At 47.9% G+C, this 15764-nt stretch carries 15 protein-coding genes; 1 reads left to right on the top strand and 14 read right to left on the bottom strand.

Going from position 1 to position 15764, the window contains the following annotated elements; all coding sequences use genetic code 11:
- The first annotated feature begins 147 nt into the window (after positions 1 to 147).
- The gene (trpB, locus tag DYP60_RS02325; protein ID WP_117329261.1) at positions 148 to 1431 is read left to right on the top strand and encodes a tryptophan synthase subunit beta; all 1284 of its coding nucleotides are present in this window, start codon (positions 148 to 150) and stop codon (positions 1429 to 1431) included.
- Positions 1432 to 1516: 85 nt separating this feature from the next.
- Here trpB and DYP60_RS02320 read toward each other — a convergent pair whose 3' ends face one another.
- From DYP60_RS02320 to rimO, 14 genes are all read right to left on the bottom strand, one after another.
- Positions 1517 to 2224 carry a 4-carboxy-4-hydroxy-2-oxoadipate aldolase/oxaloacetate decarboxylase gene (locus DYP60_RS02320; RefSeq protein ID WP_117329260.1) on the bottom strand — a complete coding sequence of 236 codons (708 nt, stop codon included), beginning with the start codon at positions 2222 to 2224 and terminating at the stop codon, positions 1517 to 1519.
- Positions 2221 to 3315: a 4-oxalomesaconate tautomerase gene (locus DYP60_RS02315; RefSeq protein ID WP_117329259.1), complete on the bottom strand. Its 1095-nt coding sequence runs from the start codon at positions 3313 to 3315 to the stop codon at positions 2221 to 2223. The genes DYP60_RS02320 and DYP60_RS02315 overlap by 4 nt, the downstream gene beginning before the upstream one ends.
- Positions 3316 to 3329: 14 nt before the next feature.
- Positions 3330 to 3977: a GntR family transcriptional regulator gene (locus DYP60_RS02310; RefSeq protein WP_117329258.1), complete on the bottom strand. Its 648-nt coding sequence runs from the start codon at positions 3975 to 3977 to the stop codon at positions 3330 to 3332.
- A gap of 54 nt (positions 3978 to 4031) precedes the next feature.
- Complete coding sequence (locus DYP60_RS02305) at positions 4032 to 4766, bottom strand: PIG-L deacetylase family protein (RefSeq protein WP_117329257.1); 735 nt, start codon at positions 4764 to 4766, stop codon at positions 4032 to 4034.
- A 26-nt stretch (positions 4767 to 4792) separates the two neighbouring features.
- Positions 4793 to 5662 (bottom strand): amidohydrolase family protein, encoded by an 870-nt coding sequence (locus DYP60_RS02300; protein WP_117329256.1) that lies wholly within the window; start codon positions 5660 to 5662, stop codon positions 4793 to 4795.
- Between the two features lie 79 nt (positions 5663 to 5741).
- Positions 5742 to 7619 (bottom strand): TRAP transporter permease, encoded by a 1878-nt coding sequence (locus DYP60_RS02295; protein WP_165849471.1) that lies wholly within the window; start codon positions 7617 to 7619, stop codon positions 5742 to 5744.
- The gene (locus tag DYP60_RS02290) at positions 7619 to 8590 is read right to left on the bottom strand and encodes a TAXI family TRAP transporter solute-binding subunit (protein ID WP_117329254.1); all 972 of its coding nucleotides are present in this window, start codon (positions 8588 to 8590) and stop codon (positions 7619 to 7621) included. The genes DYP60_RS02295 and DYP60_RS02290 overlap by 1 nt, the downstream gene beginning before the upstream one ends.
- Before the next feature lie 252 nt (positions 8591 to 8842).
- On the bottom strand, positions 8843 to 9466 hold the full coding sequence (locus DYP60_RS02285; RefSeq protein WP_117329253.1) for a phosphatase PAP2 family protein: 624 nt from the start codon (positions 9464 to 9466) through the stop codon (positions 8843 to 8845).
- 38 nt (positions 9467 to 9504) lie between these two features.
- Positions 9505 to 10056, bottom strand: coding sequence for a regulatory protein RecX (locus DYP60_RS02280; protein WP_160525237.1), 552 nt, complete (start codon positions 10054 to 10056; stop codon positions 9505 to 9507).
- 45 nt (positions 10057 to 10101) lie between these two features.
- A complete protein-coding gene (gene rpsI, locus DYP60_RS02275) occupies positions 10102 to 10515 on the bottom strand; it encodes a 30S ribosomal protein S9 (RefSeq protein WP_117329251.1) in 414 nt (137 codons plus the stop codon).
- 14 nt (positions 10516 to 10529) lie between these two features.
- Positions 10530 to 10958 (bottom strand): 50S ribosomal protein L13, encoded by a 429-nt coding sequence (rplM, locus tag DYP60_RS02270; RefSeq protein ID WP_117329250.1) that lies wholly within the window; start codon positions 10956 to 10958, stop codon positions 10530 to 10532.
- Between the two features lie 70 nt (positions 10959 to 11028).
- Positions 11029 to 11817 (bottom strand): glutamate-1-semialdehyde aminotransferase, encoded by a 789-nt coding sequence (locus tag DYP60_RS02265; RefSeq protein ID WP_237446198.1) that lies wholly within the window; start codon positions 11815 to 11817, stop codon positions 11029 to 11031.
- 52 nt (positions 11818 to 11869) lie between these two features.
- On the bottom strand, positions 11870 to 14152 hold the full coding sequence (locus tag DYP60_RS02260) for an ATP-dependent helicase (protein WP_117329248.1): 2283 nt from the start codon (positions 14150 to 14152) through the stop codon (positions 11870 to 11872).
- Positions 14145 to 15494 (bottom strand): 30S ribosomal protein S12 methylthiotransferase RimO, encoded by a 1350-nt coding sequence (gene rimO, locus DYP60_RS02255; protein WP_117329247.1) that lies wholly within the window; start codon positions 15492 to 15494, stop codon positions 14145 to 14147. Before rimO ends, DYP60_RS02260 begins: the two co-directional genes overlap by 8 nt.
- Positions 15495 to 15764 lie beyond the last annotated feature (270 nt).

Here is a 15764-nt window from a genome sequence, read left to right as displayed (position 1 = left end):
GAAACACTATCACATACAGACCCACAGGGCATGACTCTGTGGGTTGTTTTGTGTATGCATGACTCTTTTTATAGAAACTTACATGCTTTGTATTGACAGTTTGTTTCTCTTTATAGTAACATCACACCCAACACAAGGAGATACCCTATGCAGAACATACTTACCAAAGAAATCAATACCACCAACCTTCCCGACTCAAATGGTCGTTTCGGCGAGTTCGGAGGTTCCTATATACCTCCCCAGCTACAAACAGTCATGGATGAGGTAACCAAGGAATATGAGAATATTGTACAAGATCCAGTATTTCTTGAAGAACTAAGCTCCCTTCAAAGGCACTATGTGGGAAGGCCAAGTCCTGTCTATCATGCAAAACGCCTCAGCGAAGCGGTAGGAGGAGCGCAGATCTATCTGAAACGCGAAGACTTGAACCATACAGGTGCACACAAGATCAACCACTGCATTGGGGAAGTCCTGCTTGCAAAGAAGATGGGTAAGAAGAAAGTCATTGCAGAAACAGGTGCGGGACAACATGGTGTTGCCCTTGCAACTGCAGCAGCCTTACTCGGACTTGAGTGTGATATCTACATGGGAGAAGTCGATATTAAGAAAGAAGCGCCCAATGTAAGCAGGATGAAAATCCTTGGGGCCCAGGTAATCGAAGTTACCAGAGGAACAAAAACACTCAAGGATGCAGTGGATGCAGCATTTGAAGCATACCTGGAAGATCCCGATACCCAAATCTACTGCATAGGCTCTGTGGTGGGGCCCCACCCTTTCCCTATGATGGTCAGAGATTTCCAGAGCGTGGTGGGAATCGAGGCAAAGGCACAGATTCAAGAGTTGGCCGGCCGTCTCCCTGAAGCTGTGGTTGCATGTGTAGGTGGAGGTTCGAATGCCATGGGTATTTTCAGTGCATTTCTTGAAGACTCTGAGGTTACGCTCTACGGAGTTGAACCAGCAGGCAAGGGTTTGGATACCCCGGATCATGCAGCAACCATTACAAAGGGCTCGGTAGGGATCCTACATGGGTTCAAGAGCTTCCTACTGCAAGATGAGAGCGGCGAGGCCCTGCCTGTCTACTCCATCGCAAGTGGCTTGGATTATCCAGGTGTTGGTCCCCAGCACAGCTACCTGAAGACCATCGGAAGAGTTAATTATGACAGTGCAACCGACCATGAGGCTGTCGAGGCTTTCTACGGACTGAGCAGAATGGAAGGTATCATCCCAGCCCTGGAATCGAGTCATGCAGTAGCTCACGCCATCAAGCTAGCGAAGACTATGAAGAAGGATGAGATAATCTTGGTCAATCTCTCTGGTCGTGGTGACAAGGATATTGATTATGTCCTGGAACACTACCCCCTTGTGGAGTATGAACCAACGGGTAAGGGAAATGGATTTGAGGAGTTCCTCTCCCATATAAAGAAACAGTAACATTTTCTTATAGGAAGGATGCAGAAAAGGTCGGTCTCGATGAGGCCAACTTTTATGCTATCCTGACATGGTTGGGAACGTATATCTATCCTTTGAACTGAAAATACTCCTCCAGGTTATCCAGATATACCAGGCCCTTCTCCTGCAAACGGGGACGCATGTTGTAGATATCAAGACCGAGTGTGCCTTCAGCAAACATTGCTCGCTTCTCTGCTTCCTTCCTCTCACGCTCCAAGCCTTTCTTGAGCACTTTTTCAGCATCCTGACGATCTACAATGACCACACCATCATCGTCAGCCACCACAACGTCGCCCGGGTTTACCACTTGCCCTGCACATACAATAGGAATATTGACAGCACCGAGGGTCTCCTTCACCGTACCTTGCGCACTTACGGCTTTGGACCATACAGGGAATCCCATATCCTGGAAGGATGCAGTGTCTCGCACCCCACCTTCTATGACAAGACCTCTCACACCCCGTGCCATTGCCGACTCAGCTAGGAGATCCCCAAAGAATCCACTGTCACAGTCAGCAGTGCAGGCAGCAATAAGCACATCACCTGGTTGGCAAAGTTCCATTGCCACATGAATCATCCAGTTATCTCCTGGCTGCAACAAGACCGTGACTGCACTACCTGCAATCTGCGCATGAGGATAGACTGGCCTGATATAGGGTTTCAGATACCCTATTCTTCCCTGGGCTTCATGCACTGTGGCAACACCAAGTTTACCGAGGGCATCTATCGTTTCACTATTTGCGCGTTCAATATTTTTTACTGCTACTGTTTTCATACATAATCCTCTTCTGGAAGTAATATTTCGCCACGGCTCAGTGCACGGGCAGTCCTAATAACTCCTGCACTCTTGACGACAGGGATATCTGCCCCTGCTTCAAGTTCAAGACTTACCGCGATGTTCCCCGAAGGGTGCTCTAGAAGATATGAATCTCCTTTGTAATTTTCTGGCAGTACCGCAACCGTTTCTGCAACGGTTCCAGGTACAAGACACCCTGTTGCTACGGTAACGGCAGCAAGGACACCAACCGCTGCATGTACCCGATGGGGAATGAAACTTCTTGTAGTGACAATCCCTCCAGCTCGTGGGGGGGCTATGAGTGTCATCTTGGGAACCACTTTCTCGCTCACATCCCCCAGATTCATCATGTGACCTGCTTTCAGTCTGATGCTCTCTAACCGTTTTTTAAGCTCTAGGTCATCAGAAAGTTCATTGGGGGACTCATACCCGCTCCTGCCAAGGTCTTCTGCTCGTATAAGCACTACCGGCATTCCGTTATCGAGACAGGTAACAGGAATATCATCAATGACATCAATCTTGTTTCCTGTAGGAAGCAAAGCTCCACAAATTGCTCCGGTTATGCCTTCATACAGGCAACTGATCGGGGCTGAAGTCCCTGGAACGCCATCAATTGAAGCATCCCCTGCATAGGTAATCTTCCCATTCGGTGTTGAGACTCTCACTTTGCAAAGCGATTCGCTGTTAATCATAAAAACCCGGTATTCTGTGATTGGATCCTGGGAAGGAAGCATGCCTGTCTCCAACGCAAACGGAACGATCCCTGCTAGAATGTTTCCACAGTTCTGGGTTCTGTCGGTTTTCCCTTCCCCCAGCACAACCTGTACAAATTCATACTCAAGGTCTGCATCATCCCGTTTTGAGAGGGATACGATACCTACCTTGCTTGTAAGCGGGTCTGCACCGCCCAACCCATCAATCTGTCTTATATCTGTTGGGCCACGACCGCACATGGCTGCGATGAGGATTCGGTCCTTCTCTTCTGTATTCTGAGGAAGAGCTGCGGCGTTGAAGTAGAGTCCCTTTGAACTCCCTCCCCGGATTTGCATATAGGGAATTGCTTTCTGCATTACTGTTTCCTTTCCTATAACAGGAGCTGATAGTTTTCCTGAAACACCTTCCTGACATTCATGATATGAGTAATCATGAGTGACTCAGCTCCCTGACAATCACCGTTTTTCACTGCTTCAAAAATCGCCTCATGTTCACCAAACGATTGATCAGATCTCTTGGGAATCAGGATGGTTTTGGTGTTATACTTTTTCATCTGGTTCTTAAGATTCATGAGCAGATTGGTTGCTGTCTTATTGGGACAAGCATCATAGATGACCTGGTGGAACTTCTGGTTGTGTTGAGAATAGGAAACCAGCTCCTGCCGATCTTTCAGTACTCTCATCGTATCCAGAATACGTTTCATATTCTCAATATCAGTCTCACTCAACACAGCACAGGAGAGACGAATGATAAATCCTTCAAGCACACTCCTTAGCTCCAGGAAATCAAGTACCTCGTCAAGCGAATAGGAGCGAACTTTCGCTCCTTTATTCTGCTCAATGGTAACAAGGGTATCCCGCTCCAACATCAAGAGTGCCTTCTTGATGGTATTTCGACTTACCTTGTACTGATTTGCCAGTTCCACTTCCCGGAGATTTTCACTGGGAGACAATGAGCCTACCTCAATCTTTTTCTTAAGACTTTCATATACTGCTGCTGAAGGACCATTACCTTTCATATGCTCTCCGTTTATTGTACTGGTTAATATTATTACTCATACATCCTTATTATGCTACAAAGAGGACACTGTTCGAGGGAATACCGATTGGAACCCTTCAGCATACTTGGCGTCTTTTCCACCAGCCTGCCCTCCGGAATTCCGTCTAAAATGGTTTGCCCTGTTTTGTGCCAGATTTGTGTAGTAGTTCCAAAGATGTTCCTGGCCCTGCATACACTCAATCGCGGCTCTCTTCTGATCCCACACTTCTGTGATATCAAGGAATACATCTGGTTTCCACTGCATTTGCTCAGTCTGGTGTGGTTCGAACAGATAGACCTGAGGAGCCCCGAGAATTTTCTCGCCTGGATTATGCCCCCAAGCCTGGGCGATCATCCTGCACTCAAGAAGTGCTTTGGTAACGTACGCATGGTCCGTGTTGTACGGATCATAGAAGGAGTGGCTCATTATGAAATCTGGCTGTACTTTTCTAATGACATCAACGAGTCGATACTTTGCTTCCCTGTCCATTTCAAGGGGATAGTCTCCCAGATCAAAGAATTGGATATCGTGGACATTCAGCGCCTTTGCCGCCGCTTCCGACTCTTTCCTTCTCTCACGCTTTACCTGCTCGATTGTCACATCTCCCTTCTTCCAATATTTGGCACTTTCACCTCGTTCTCCATAACTGAGACAGACAACAGTGACATCATAGCCTGCCTTCTGGTGCAGAGCAATTGCTCCACCAGCTCTCCAAACAAAATCTGCTGCATGTGCACTCATGACTAGAGCGCTTTTATTGTTACCCATACTATTCCTCTCAATCATTCAATACATCAACCCCAGTACAAGCGGGTTGGGTTTTCGATCAGCAGCGCTTTTTGCTGCTGTTCATCAGGACAAATCCTTGCAATTCTGTCTACAAGTATTCCATCATCCGGTGCTTCCCTCTTCATGTTGGGATGTGGCCAATCTGTTCCCCACAGAACCCTATCGGGAATCATTCTGATCAGCTCTGAGGCAACCTCATCCATATCAAGATACGGGGCTCCTTGTTTGCTGAAACGCTCAGGACAACTGACTTTTATCCAAAACCGGTCATCCCGTAGCAACTCTGCAAGCTCCTCGAACTCTTTGCTCGACACTCCCTTGTCAGAGGGAATGCATCCCATATGGTCAATTACCACAGGAACAGGTACCTGCATAAGGAAATCCTTGATTTCAGGGAGATCTGCTGGTTCGAAGTACACCACCAGATGCCAAGGCAGCTGTTTGATTTTCTCAAGGATATTCATTCGTACTTCGATTGGCTGGCGAGCCTTCAACCGTTTCACAAAATTGAAACGGACCCCTCTCACTCCGACCTCATCCATCTGTTTGAGCTCATCCTCAGTTATCTCGGAATTGACAATTGCTATCCCTCGGTAGGTATCTCCGGCAGTCTTCAAGGCATCAATCATAGCCCTGTTGTCTGTCCCATGGCAGCTTGCCTGGACAATGACAGCGCGATCGATTCCCAGATGTTGGTGCCTCTGGAACAGCAACTCCTTGGGAGCATCTACCGGTACATAGCTGCTCGTTGCAGCATAAGGGAAGACATCGCCTGGGCCAAAGACATGGCAATGGGAATCAACGGAACCTTTCGGTAGCGTAAATTCTGGTTTGCTTGGATTTGGGTGAAACGGAATATATCCTGGTGAGACCATAAAACTCTCTCCTTGTATTTTAATTAATTTCCTTGCATGTGTCCTGCAATAAAAACTCTTTTTCCTTCTCCTTTTTCCTTTACGCTTTCAAAGGCTCAGACTGCTTTGGGGGTACTTGCTTTCTCCGCATTCCAAAGAAAATCAAACCTACAAGGACCAAGTACCCGGCAATATCAGTTACCAAGCTATGTCCAATGAGCGATATCGCTCCAAGGATGATCACAGCTCTTGCCCAGAGTGGAAGTTTTCCTCTGAAATAGTTCATGGTTGCAACCGAGATCATCCATACCCCTATCGCGGAGGTAAAGGCAGCATAAATGATTTCCAGCACCGAGCCATTCATCAAAAGCGCCGGGTTCATGACAAAGAAGAAGGGAACAATGAAAGCCGGAAGGGCCATCTTGAACGCTGTCCAACCCGTCTTGTCAAAATCACTTTTTGCAATGGAGGCAGCTGCATAGGAAGCAAGTGCAACCGGTGGTGTGATAGCGGCCAGTACACCAAAATAGAAGAAGAAGAAGTGTGCTCCAACCACATCGATGCCGAGTGCAACCAGTGCTGGGGCTACGAGGGCAGCCAGCAACACATACACTACGGTCGTAGGCATACCCATTCCCATGATGATGGATGCAACCATTACCAGGATGAGCAGGACAAACACATGCCCTTGTGACACTTCAACCATGAAGCTGGCGAGCTGGGCTCCCAGTCCAGTCAACTGGATGATTCCCACCACAATACCTGCTCCTGCTGTCACTGCACACAGTTTGGCTGCAGATTGAGCCCCATCATACAGTGCATCAATCAGCGCTTTCAGCCCTACTCTTCTCACGACGATCAACAACGCAGTTGCCATGGTACCAGCGAAAGCCGCAAGCGTTGGGGAAACTCCTGCAATAAGCATTCCATAGACCAGCAGAATCAATGCAAGAAATACCCATCCTGTTTTGATCACATTCCAAAATGGCGGAATCTTGTCCTTGGGCAGGCCCACAATTCCTTTGGACCTTGCATAGATATCAATCGCCGCACCTGCGCTGAAGAAATACAGGAGAGCAGGAATCACCGCAGCTTTCACGACCTGAATATAGGGAATACCCAGATAGTCTGCCATGAGGAATGCTGCCGCTCCCATGATTGGTGGCATGATCTGCCCCCCGGTAGAGGCGACTGCCTCAACCGAAGCGGCAAAATGAGGTTCATACCCGGAACCTTTCATAGCAGGAATAGTGACACTTCCAGTTGTAGCAACATTGCCAGCAGCACTTCCAGAGATACTACCGACCAGTCCACTGGCAACTACAGCTACCTTTCCAAGTCCTCCGGTATACCTACCAGCGAAGGATGTAGAAAATCTGACTAAGAAATCAGCTGCCCCGCTCACCTGCAACAAGGCTCCGAAGACGATGAAGAGAATTACGTAACGGACCATGATCTGCAGGGGTATTCCGTAGATTCCGGAATAACTCAGGGCGAGCTGGAGGGAAATTCTGTTTACTGAATAACCCCGGTGAAACAGAGCTCCCGGCATCAACCTTCCAAGAAGTGCATAGGCAAGCGCAACAAGACACACAATGGTCAGTGGCCAACCTACAGCTCTTCTCACTGCATCAAATACCAGCACCACAGCAACCACAGAGATTACTGCATCCATCGCAGTGAATGCTCCCTGGCGATAGATAATGGCATGATAGTTGAGCGTGATGTAGAGACCTACCACAATCGCTGCAACGACGAATAATGAGTCGAGGATCAGCATTGGGATAGAACCTTGCTTTCCCATTTCCTCCTTCATTTTTATGAACGGCCTATGATAGAAGAGGCCAATCATGACGAGCATCAGGGTAATTGGAAGCTGTTGCTCTATTGGAAGGAGATACAGTGGCTGAACAAAGGTGATAAACACCAAAGTCAGCAACCATGACACCTTTGCTATTGTTTCACGAAATCTTGTCATTACCATTCACCTACTTCTGTTGCATAGCGAATTACGCCAGGATGGATTTCAAGACTAATATCCTTTGCAGCCTCTTCAGAGAACAGACGGGTTCCAGAAGCGGAGGGGTGTGCAGAGACAAGCGTTGGGATATTCTCAAATACCTGTTTTACCATGTCATACACAATCTCATCAGAAAGATCTGGACTGATGTACACAACAGAACGAATGATTACTGAATCGCCATCCTGTTTCATGTCATACATATCTGCAGGAATCTTATCGGTAGCATAAGGATAGCTACTCAATTCCCTGAAGCGCTTTGTATTGAAGGTAAGTACCTGTACATCAGATCTGACCGACAGAGAGGTAACTGCTGGGAATGGTTGACCACCAACCATCAGTGCAGCATCAATAAACCCATCATTCATTGCATCTGCTGATTCCTGCCAGCCCATGAACACCTGCTCATAGTCACCCTTCTCCAGTCCCTCGGAAGCAAGAATGAGCTCACCAAAGACATTGGCTGAGGATCCAGGAGCGCCAAGTGACACTTTCTTTCCCTTTAACTGTGAAACACTGGTAATTCCAGAATCTCCCATCGCCACGATGATTGCATTACTGTTGTTCAGGATCCAACCACCTTTCAAATCAATTGGATTCTTGAAGGGATCTTGGCCAAGCCCTGCAGTATAGGCAACGTTCTCATTGGACATGCCCATTTCCAATTCTCCACTGGCGATCATATTAAGGTTTGCAACACTTCCGCCAGTCTCCTGGGAACTGAAGCGAGTACCCGGCAGTGTCTTGTTCCAGACATCAGCCAAGGCAACACCGATTGGATAATAGGCTCCTGCTGCAGAGGCAGTTCCGATTGAGATAAAAGCGGGCCTTGCAGCACCACTTTCTTCATTCTCTCCCTGTGCAAAAACGAAGGAGAGAGCCATGATTGAAATCAAGGAAATCATCAAACACTTTTTCATTAGATTCATACCATACTCCTTTTACTAGATGTATAAATCGTAAACTGTGATACACCAGTTGTCAACAATTTTGTATAACAATATTGTTCTACGCTTTAAGTGACACAAAAACACTCTTAGCATAAGTAACATATAAAGACATATAATAGTTACAGTTACTAAGTTATCAATCTTCACAACAGAAACAGACAAAACCTCCGTTGAATACACGGAGGCTGAAAATAAAGTAGAAATAAATACGATAGAGGAGAATGCTAAGTGCTAGAACGTTACCCCTATACCTACCATTGGACCAGCTAGGATCTGCACAGAATCATCTTGCGGGAAGAGTTTGTTTGTGAGGTAAGGCCCGAGAAACCCTAACGCGCCTCCAATTGCTGCCCCTGCAAGTACATCTGTTGGATAGTGGTTTCCACTTGCCACACGCAGTACAGCCGTAGCAGTTGCTAATGACCAGGCTGCAATACTCGTAGCCTTCATCACCTCAGACTCGGGATACCAGAGACTGGTAACGGTCTGGGTGTAGGCAGCAGAAGCAAAGGCCATCAAGGCATGGCCGGAGGGAAAAGAGTCATAGTCTTCAGAGGTATCCACAGGACTCAGCGGCTCTCCAACATAGGGACGTGGTCTATCAATAATTGCCTTAAGCGGGGTACGAACGCCGAAATACGCTGTAGCCATGGTTATACCATAGCTGCCACCGAATGTAAGATAGTCTGAGACTGGAGCCTCGAAGACGAGGAGTCCAGGAGTGGCCATTGTCATAGCCAGGGTGACATCGCTTACTTTTGAGAGATTCTCATCATAGGGGAACTGGAGCGCATAGAGCCCCGAGGCTGAAAGAGAAAACAGTAGTGTAAGCACCAGAATACATTTCTTGCCCATCAAATTCCCCCTATTTACCACTGAAAAGTATAGTGGTATCACATGAGGCTCTCAAGACCGAGACGAACTTCATAGGAAGAAAATCCCTTCCGTGAGAGCGCCATTCTTGCTTTGTCCTTGCCCATTTTCTTCACCGCCAAGGCGTAGGCTCTCTGCACATAGTCAATGATCTGTTCCTCACTATAGAGTTCATCAAGAGCCCTCTCTGCCGCCTCTCGTTCTACACCCTTACTTGCAAGACGCTGGGCCATCAGTGCTCTCCCCTCTGGATTCTTCCTCTGGCGAGACTCAATGTATTGCCGGGCGTAGCGCATCTCACTAAGGAGGTTTTCCTCTTTCAATACATCCAGCACATTCTGGATACAATGTGGTGAGAATGACTTCCTCTGCAATTTGACCTTCAGTTCAAAGGCAGTATGTTCCCTACGGGCCAGATATGTCATTGCTTGCATCCTGCAAAGATGCTGCTCCTGAAGATCCTTGAGATGCAGGAACTCTTCATGAGATAATTCCTGACCTATGTAGAGCTGATTTGAGACAAAGAGTTCACTGGGTATAGAAAAAGGAGAACCCTCCTGAGGTACGGCCATGTAGCCGCCACGAGAGGGTTCCTTTTCGATGTGAGCAAATGCCATTTAACGCTTGGAGAACTGGAACTTGCGACGTGCACCAGGCTGACCATATTTCTTACGTTCAACCATACGGGAGTCACGAGTCATGAATCCAGCAGCGTGCAGTGCTGGTCTGAAACCCTCATCATGGGCACAGAGAGCACGTGCGATACCGTGGCGGCAGGCACCTGCCTGACCGGAAGGACCACCACCACCAACGTTGATGAGCAAGTCATACTTGCCGGTAGTCTCAGTGGTCTCGAGCGGCTGCTTCACGATATAGGTGAGCATCGGGTTACCAAAGTAGGTATCGATATCCCTACCATTGATTACAATCTTGCCCTCGCCTTCCCTAAGGTAGACACGAGCAACGGCGGTCTTACGGCGTCCAACACCATGACCAAGATTTTCCACTTTCTTTACTTCTTTCTTTGCCATTTTTCGCTCCTACCTTAAATTTCGACCTTGATGGGCTGCTGTGCCTGATGCTGGTGCTTATTACCTGCATAGACCTTCATGTTAGTGTACAGCTTGCGACCGAGGGGACCTCGGGGAAGCATACCATGAACGGCGCGCTCCATCGGGTACACCGGGTTGCGCTTGACCATATCAGCATAGCTGGTTTGCCGAAGCCCACCGGGGTAGTTGGAGTGGCGATAATACATTTTATCCTGATACTTGTTGCCCGAAAGAGCAGCTTTCTCAGCATTGATGATAATCACATAGTCGCCCATGTCCTGGTGTGGGACAAATTCGGGCTTGTTCTTCCCGCGGAGGATGCGTGCAGCGGCAACTGCTACCTTGCCAAGCTCCTTTCCCTCTGCATCAATCAGATACCATTTCTTCTGAATCGTCAGCGGTTTCACAAAAATAGTCTTCATCTATTCATCCTGTTCTGCAAGGTTGTACCTTGCGTGTGTTTTGTGCATGGCGTATTTCCTACTACCATTTCTATGTTACAGCATCGGCATATCGGCTGGCCAATTCCATCAGTGGACCCATCTCACCCTTGGTATAGGAACCCGGGATAATGAATGGAATATCCGCTGTTGGGGGAAACACCATCTGTTTTGTGAGTGCTTCCCTGGCAAAGGCCGCATAACGCTCTTCACTGAGACCGGTTAATCCGTACGGTCCTCGTGTCTTGAACACACCACTCAGTGGATTGTCCATACGTTTTGCAACTGTCTCCTCCGACTTCAAAACTTGGATCAAACTCACAGTTGTCTTGACGAGCAAATCAAGCAACAACGGAGAAACCACATCTGAAGGCGGGACCTGAGCTGTACAGAATGCTTCCTTGAGGCAAACGACCTGAGGTACGAAACTCCCTGGGAAAGGTAGGATAGGGAAGAGCATCACGGATTCTGCCCCGCCAAAACCTAGGAACGGTCGCCAATAGGACACTGTACGGCTTGCATGCTCAGCAGAAACCGCAGGGTCGAATATTTCATCATCCGAAACTGCACTTACCGCCTGCATGACCTTCCGGGGGTCTGTATAATAACGTACAACCGGAAAGCTTGGAAACAGGTTCACCAATAGCTTTTCGAGCCTTCCTGTGTATACCGATGGGTATTCTGCAATCAACCCGCGACTTACCGTAGACTTAATAGCCTGTTGGATCCTCTCTGGTCGATGGCCAAGGATGGCTCTGCCATAATTCTGAAAAAAATCAGTATACCGCTCCCCGTAACGATCATATACATGGAAGTCGCGAGCGCGGACAACGGTAGGCATTGTATAACCTTCCGGCCAATCTTGTCTAGTGGCTTTCCCCCTACTCTCCATCTCACTCACCCCCGATTTTCTCAAGCTGGGCAAACTTGCTTATGAATGTGGTTTTCTTGCCATTGAAAAACCTGACTTCAATGACCTCACGATCCCCACTCATCCGAAGGGTTATCACTTCCCCTTCCCCATAGCTGTCACTATAAACACGTTGCCCTACCGGGAATAGGGGCTCCCCTTCCTTCGCCTCATGTACCGTCTTCATGGTAAAAGTCTTGGCTTTGCTGCCGAATCCTTTTTGAATGATCGGAGCTCCACTGGCTCCCCACGAAGACGAAGAGGATCGAGAGGGGGATGCAGCATCATGTCGCTTTCGTTTCTCCTGTAGACTGGAGAGACCTTGGTAGCCAAATCCACCAGAATCTGTGCCGGGGCGAATTCCTTGCACAGTAAGAAGCGAAGGATCGATCTCATCGAGGAAACGGCTGGGATGGTTATAACTGGTTTTCCCCCATATCTTACGTGCACTGGCGCTGAGAAGATACAACTCCTCCCTTGCCCGTGTCACCGCTACATAGAAGATACGACGCTCTTCCTCGATGTCCTCATCGCTCTCTACAGAACGACCGGGAAACAGTTCATCTTCGAGGCCCGCTACAAATACCCTGTCAAACTCCAAACCTTTGGTATTGTGCATGGTGATAAGGGTCACTCCATCCTTATCCCTGGGGTCTTCCTGTCCCAGGGTGGTTGGGTCGAGAGAGAGTTGCTCAAGAAAGAGCAACAACCCTTCAAGGGAGGATTCATAGGAAGAAAGTGCATTGACCAAGGCTTCCAAGTTCTCCACCTTGGCGGTGGTATTCTGCTGGTCAAGCTTCCGGTAGTAATCGAGAAGCCCTGATTCCCTGATAAGGAAATAGGCACAGTCAACCAGCTCACCTTCCTGAAGCATCTTCTGGGCATGCTCGTACATCCGTAAAAAGTGTTTAGCTCCCTCTCTTGCTTTATTGGAAAGCCCATTTTTCTCCGTAGCAAGCCGCAACATTGCAAGCAAGTCACCATTTGCTTCCGGTCCATAGGCAAGGATGGTATCCTGGCTTCCAGGGCCTATGCCCCGGGCAGGCTTGTTGATCATGCGCTTGAAATTGACTTCGTCCTTTGTGTTGGTAAGCAAGAAGAGCAACGCCAGGGCATCTTTTACCTCTTCACGTTCATAGAACTGCAGCGCGCCAACTACCTTGTAGGGAATGCCTGCACGTTTGAACATCGTCTCAAAGGCTACGGACTGCGCATTGGTCCGGTACAGTATTGCACTCTCATTGAAACGTCGGTCTTTCTTAACAATTGTAGCAATACGCAGGGCTTCATCCTGCTCGTCCTGGACATAGGACAGGTGGGGCTTTCCTCCCTTTCGATTTGCAGTCCAAAGCTGTTTTTCGTGTCTTCCCTTGTTGTTCTTGATGACACTATTGGCAATTTCCAGGATATTCTGTGTTGAGCGGTAGTTCTGCTCAAGTTTGACAGTCCTGGCCATTGGATACTGGTCCGGGAAGCTGAGAATATTCTGTACCTCCGCCCCACGAAATCGATAGATGGATTGGTCGTCATCACCAACGACGCAGATAAAGGTACTAGGGCCTACCAGACGATGCAACAATTTGAACTGCGCAGCATTTGAATCCTGATACTCATCCACAAGGATCATGCTGAAACGGCGGTGAACCCACTGTTGTATTTCACTTTTGGTCTCGAGAAGCTCAATACTGCGGCCGATCAAATCGGCAAAATCCACATTTCCTACTTGATGCAGCTTTCTTTCGTATGCTTCAAACATTCGCTTGAAGGTGGAGTCGACCTTGAGAGACTGCAAGTTGTCGGTATAGGTAAGTCCCCGGTCTTTTGCATAGCTGATTTTTCTCATGATGGGGTCAAGTTCCCGTTTCTTGTAATTCGGGAAACAAGAAGCGAGCAAACTCAGCGAGTCATTATCATCATAGATGGTGAAGTTGGAATCAAGGCCAATTTCTGAGCCAAACCTGCGCAAAAACCAAGCCCCAAAGGAGTGGAAGGTACGAATATTGCAATCATTGACATCAGAGCGACCTTCCAGCATCTCTCCTACCCGTTCTTTCATCTCGTTTGCTGCCTTGTTGGTAAAGGTTACAGCAAGAATCTTGTATGGAGGGATGCCCAGTTGCTCAATGGCATAGGCAATTTTGGTGGTAATCACGCGTGTCTTACCACTTCCTGCTCCAGCGAGAACAAGCAAGGGATGGCTGTTCTCAAGCACCGCTTCCCTTTGTGCTTCATTGAGTTGATCCATTAGTTCCTGCAGCTCAGCCATGCGTCACTCCATTCAAGGGGATGGCCTCAAGGTCAAGACCATTGGCCCTGCGAATTCCACAGCGGAGCATTGCTCCAGCTTTCAAGTCACGACCCATTACCACCGTAAGTCCATCGACCTCCGGTGCCTGGGCGTACATGCGGCCAATTGCCAGGTCTTCCCCCTTCACCGGTTCTTCAATCAACACATCATACTCCTTACCGATAAACCGCTTGAGGTTCTCACGTGTAATGGGACTTTGCAATGCTTCAAGTTGCTTCTGGAATCCTTGTGCACGTTTTAAGGCTTTTGCATGCTCCTTCTCTCCTCGGAGCGCATAGGCCCTGGTTCCTTCCTCACGGCTGTACAAGAAGGATCCCACCCAATCAAGGCGAGCACGAGTGAGGAAATCAAGGACCTCAGCAAAAGCCTCCTCATCTTCTCCAGGATATCCTAGAAGTATCGTAGTACGAAATACTGCTTCAGGAAGCACTTCCCTGATATGTTCGATCATAGCCAAGTGTTGCTCCTTATCCCCTTTTCTGCCCATACTCCTCAGGATGGCTGTGTCCGCATGTTGGAAGGGAATATCAAAATAAGGCAACACTTTTTTATGCTGCTTGATAAATGCAGGCAATTCAGTGGGGAATGCATCGGGATGTATATAGAGAAGCCTCACCACGAAATCCCCTTCGAGTGTTACCAAGTCGGCAAGCAATTCCATGAAACGGCTTGTATGATCAGCGCTGTCGGTTCCGTACGATGCAAGGTCCTGGGCAATGAGATTGATCTCCCTCACTCCTCGTTTAATCAATGCCTTTGCATCAGAGAGAATGGTCTGCTTTGGTCTGCTTCTCAAATTTCCTCTGATCAGGGGAATGGCACAATAGGCACACCAGTGATTACACCCTTCACTAATCTTCAAGTATGCACTACCGGGGAAGGAGAGCAGCTCATTCCGTTCATATACCTCTTTTTCTGGAGCTGGATAGGAAGGAACCTCGACAACCCTGTCCCCTGCAAAGACCTTTCTTACCACGTCCTTGATCGCCGAAAGATTGCGGTTGCCAAAAATGGCCGAAGCCTCCGGCAACTGTTCTTGTAACTCATCTGCGTAGCGTTGAGCCATGCATCCACTGAGAATAATTTTCGCATCTGGGTTTGCTTCATGCAAAGCAAAGAAAGTATCAATCGACTGTTCACGTGCTGACTCGATGAATCCACAGGTATTGACCAGGATGAGATCAGCCTCACTTGCAGTCTCTGTCAGCTGCAGATCATCCTCTTCGAGCTGTTTGATCAACAGTTCTGCATCTACTTGGTTCTTGGAACATCCAAGATTTTCTATGTAAAATTTCTTCATTCTTATTTCTCTCCCGGCATCTATACAGAAGAGCAGGGTATCATAAATCCAGTACTCTTTCCTACCTCTCCTCACTCATGCTTGGTTGTTGACACTATGAAATTTTATGTAAATTTACATGCTTTATAATTGATACACATCTTATTATATACAATATGATTACGTAATACCAGTAAGATGTACTTTTTTGGGTTTTACATCATTCTTGCATAAATGAACATCTTGGTATAGTATCAGAATGCTGTATGTACATAGGTACACCTTTCTGCC

This window comes from Sphaerochaeta halotolerans (assembly GCF_003429665.1).
Lineage (GTDB): Bacteria > Spirochaetota > Spirochaetia > Sphaerochaetales > Sphaerochaetaceae > Sphaerochaeta > Sphaerochaeta halotolerans.
The sequence above is the reverse complement of the archived record's forward strand: the minus strand, read 5'-3'. Positions and strand labels throughout refer to the sequence as shown.

Coding starts and splice junctions, on each gene's coding strand:
- DYP60_RS02280 (WP_160525237.1), bottom strand. CDS start 10,056: ATGGCCGTACCTCAGGAGGGTTCTCCTTTTTCTATACCCAGTGAACTC.
- DYP60_RS02290 (WP_117329254.1), bottom strand. CDS start 8,590: ATGAATCTAATGAAAAAGTGTTTGATGATTTCCTTGATTTCAATCATG.
- DYP60_RS02300 (WP_117329256.1), bottom strand. CDS start 5,662: ATGGTCTCACCAGGATATATTCCGTTTCACCCAAATCCAAGCAAACCA.
- DYP60_RS02320 (WP_117329260.1), bottom strand. CDS start 2,224: ATGAAAACAGTAGCAGTAAAAAATATTGAACGCGCAAATAGTGAAACG.
- trpB (WP_117329261.1), top strand. CDS start 148: ATGCAGAACATACTTACCAAAGAAATCAATACCACCAACCTTCCCGAC.
- DYP60_RS02315 (WP_117329259.1), bottom strand. CDS start 3,315: ATGCAGAAAGCAATTCCCTATATGCAAATCCGGGGAGGGAGTTCAAAG.
- DYP60_RS02310 (WP_117329258.1), bottom strand. CDS start 3,977: ATGAAAGGTAATGGTCCTTCAGCAGCAGTATATGAAAGTCTTAAGAAA.
- DYP60_RS02260 (WP_117329248.1), bottom strand. CDS start 14,152: ATGGCTGAGCTGCAGGAACTAATGGATCAACTCAATGAAGCACAAAGG.
- rimO (WP_117329247.1), bottom strand. CDS start 15,494: ATGAAGAAATTTTACATAGAAAATCTTGGATGTTCCAAGAACCAAGTA.
- rpsI (WP_117329251.1), bottom strand. CDS start 10,515: ATGGCAAAGAAAGAAGTAAAGAAAGTGGAAAATCTTGGTCATGGTGTT.
- rplM (WP_117329250.1), bottom strand. CDS start 10,958: ATGAAGACTATTTTTGTGAAACCGCTGACGATTCAGAAGAAATGGTAT.
- DYP60_RS02295 (WP_165849471.1), bottom strand. CDS start 7,619: ATGACAAGATTTCGTGAAACAATAGCAAAGGTGTCATGGTTGCTGACT.
- DYP60_RS02305 (WP_117329257.1), bottom strand. CDS start 4,766: ATGGGTAACAATAAAAGCGCTCTAGTCATGAGTGCACATGCAGCAGAT.
- DYP60_RS02285 (WP_117329253.1), bottom strand. CDS start 9,466: ATGGGCAAGAAATGTATTCTGGTGCTTACACTACTGTTTTCTCTTTCA.
- DYP60_RS02265 (WP_237446198.1), bottom strand. CDS start 11,817: ATGCCTACCGTTGTCCGCGCTCGCGACTTCCATGTATATGATCGTTAC.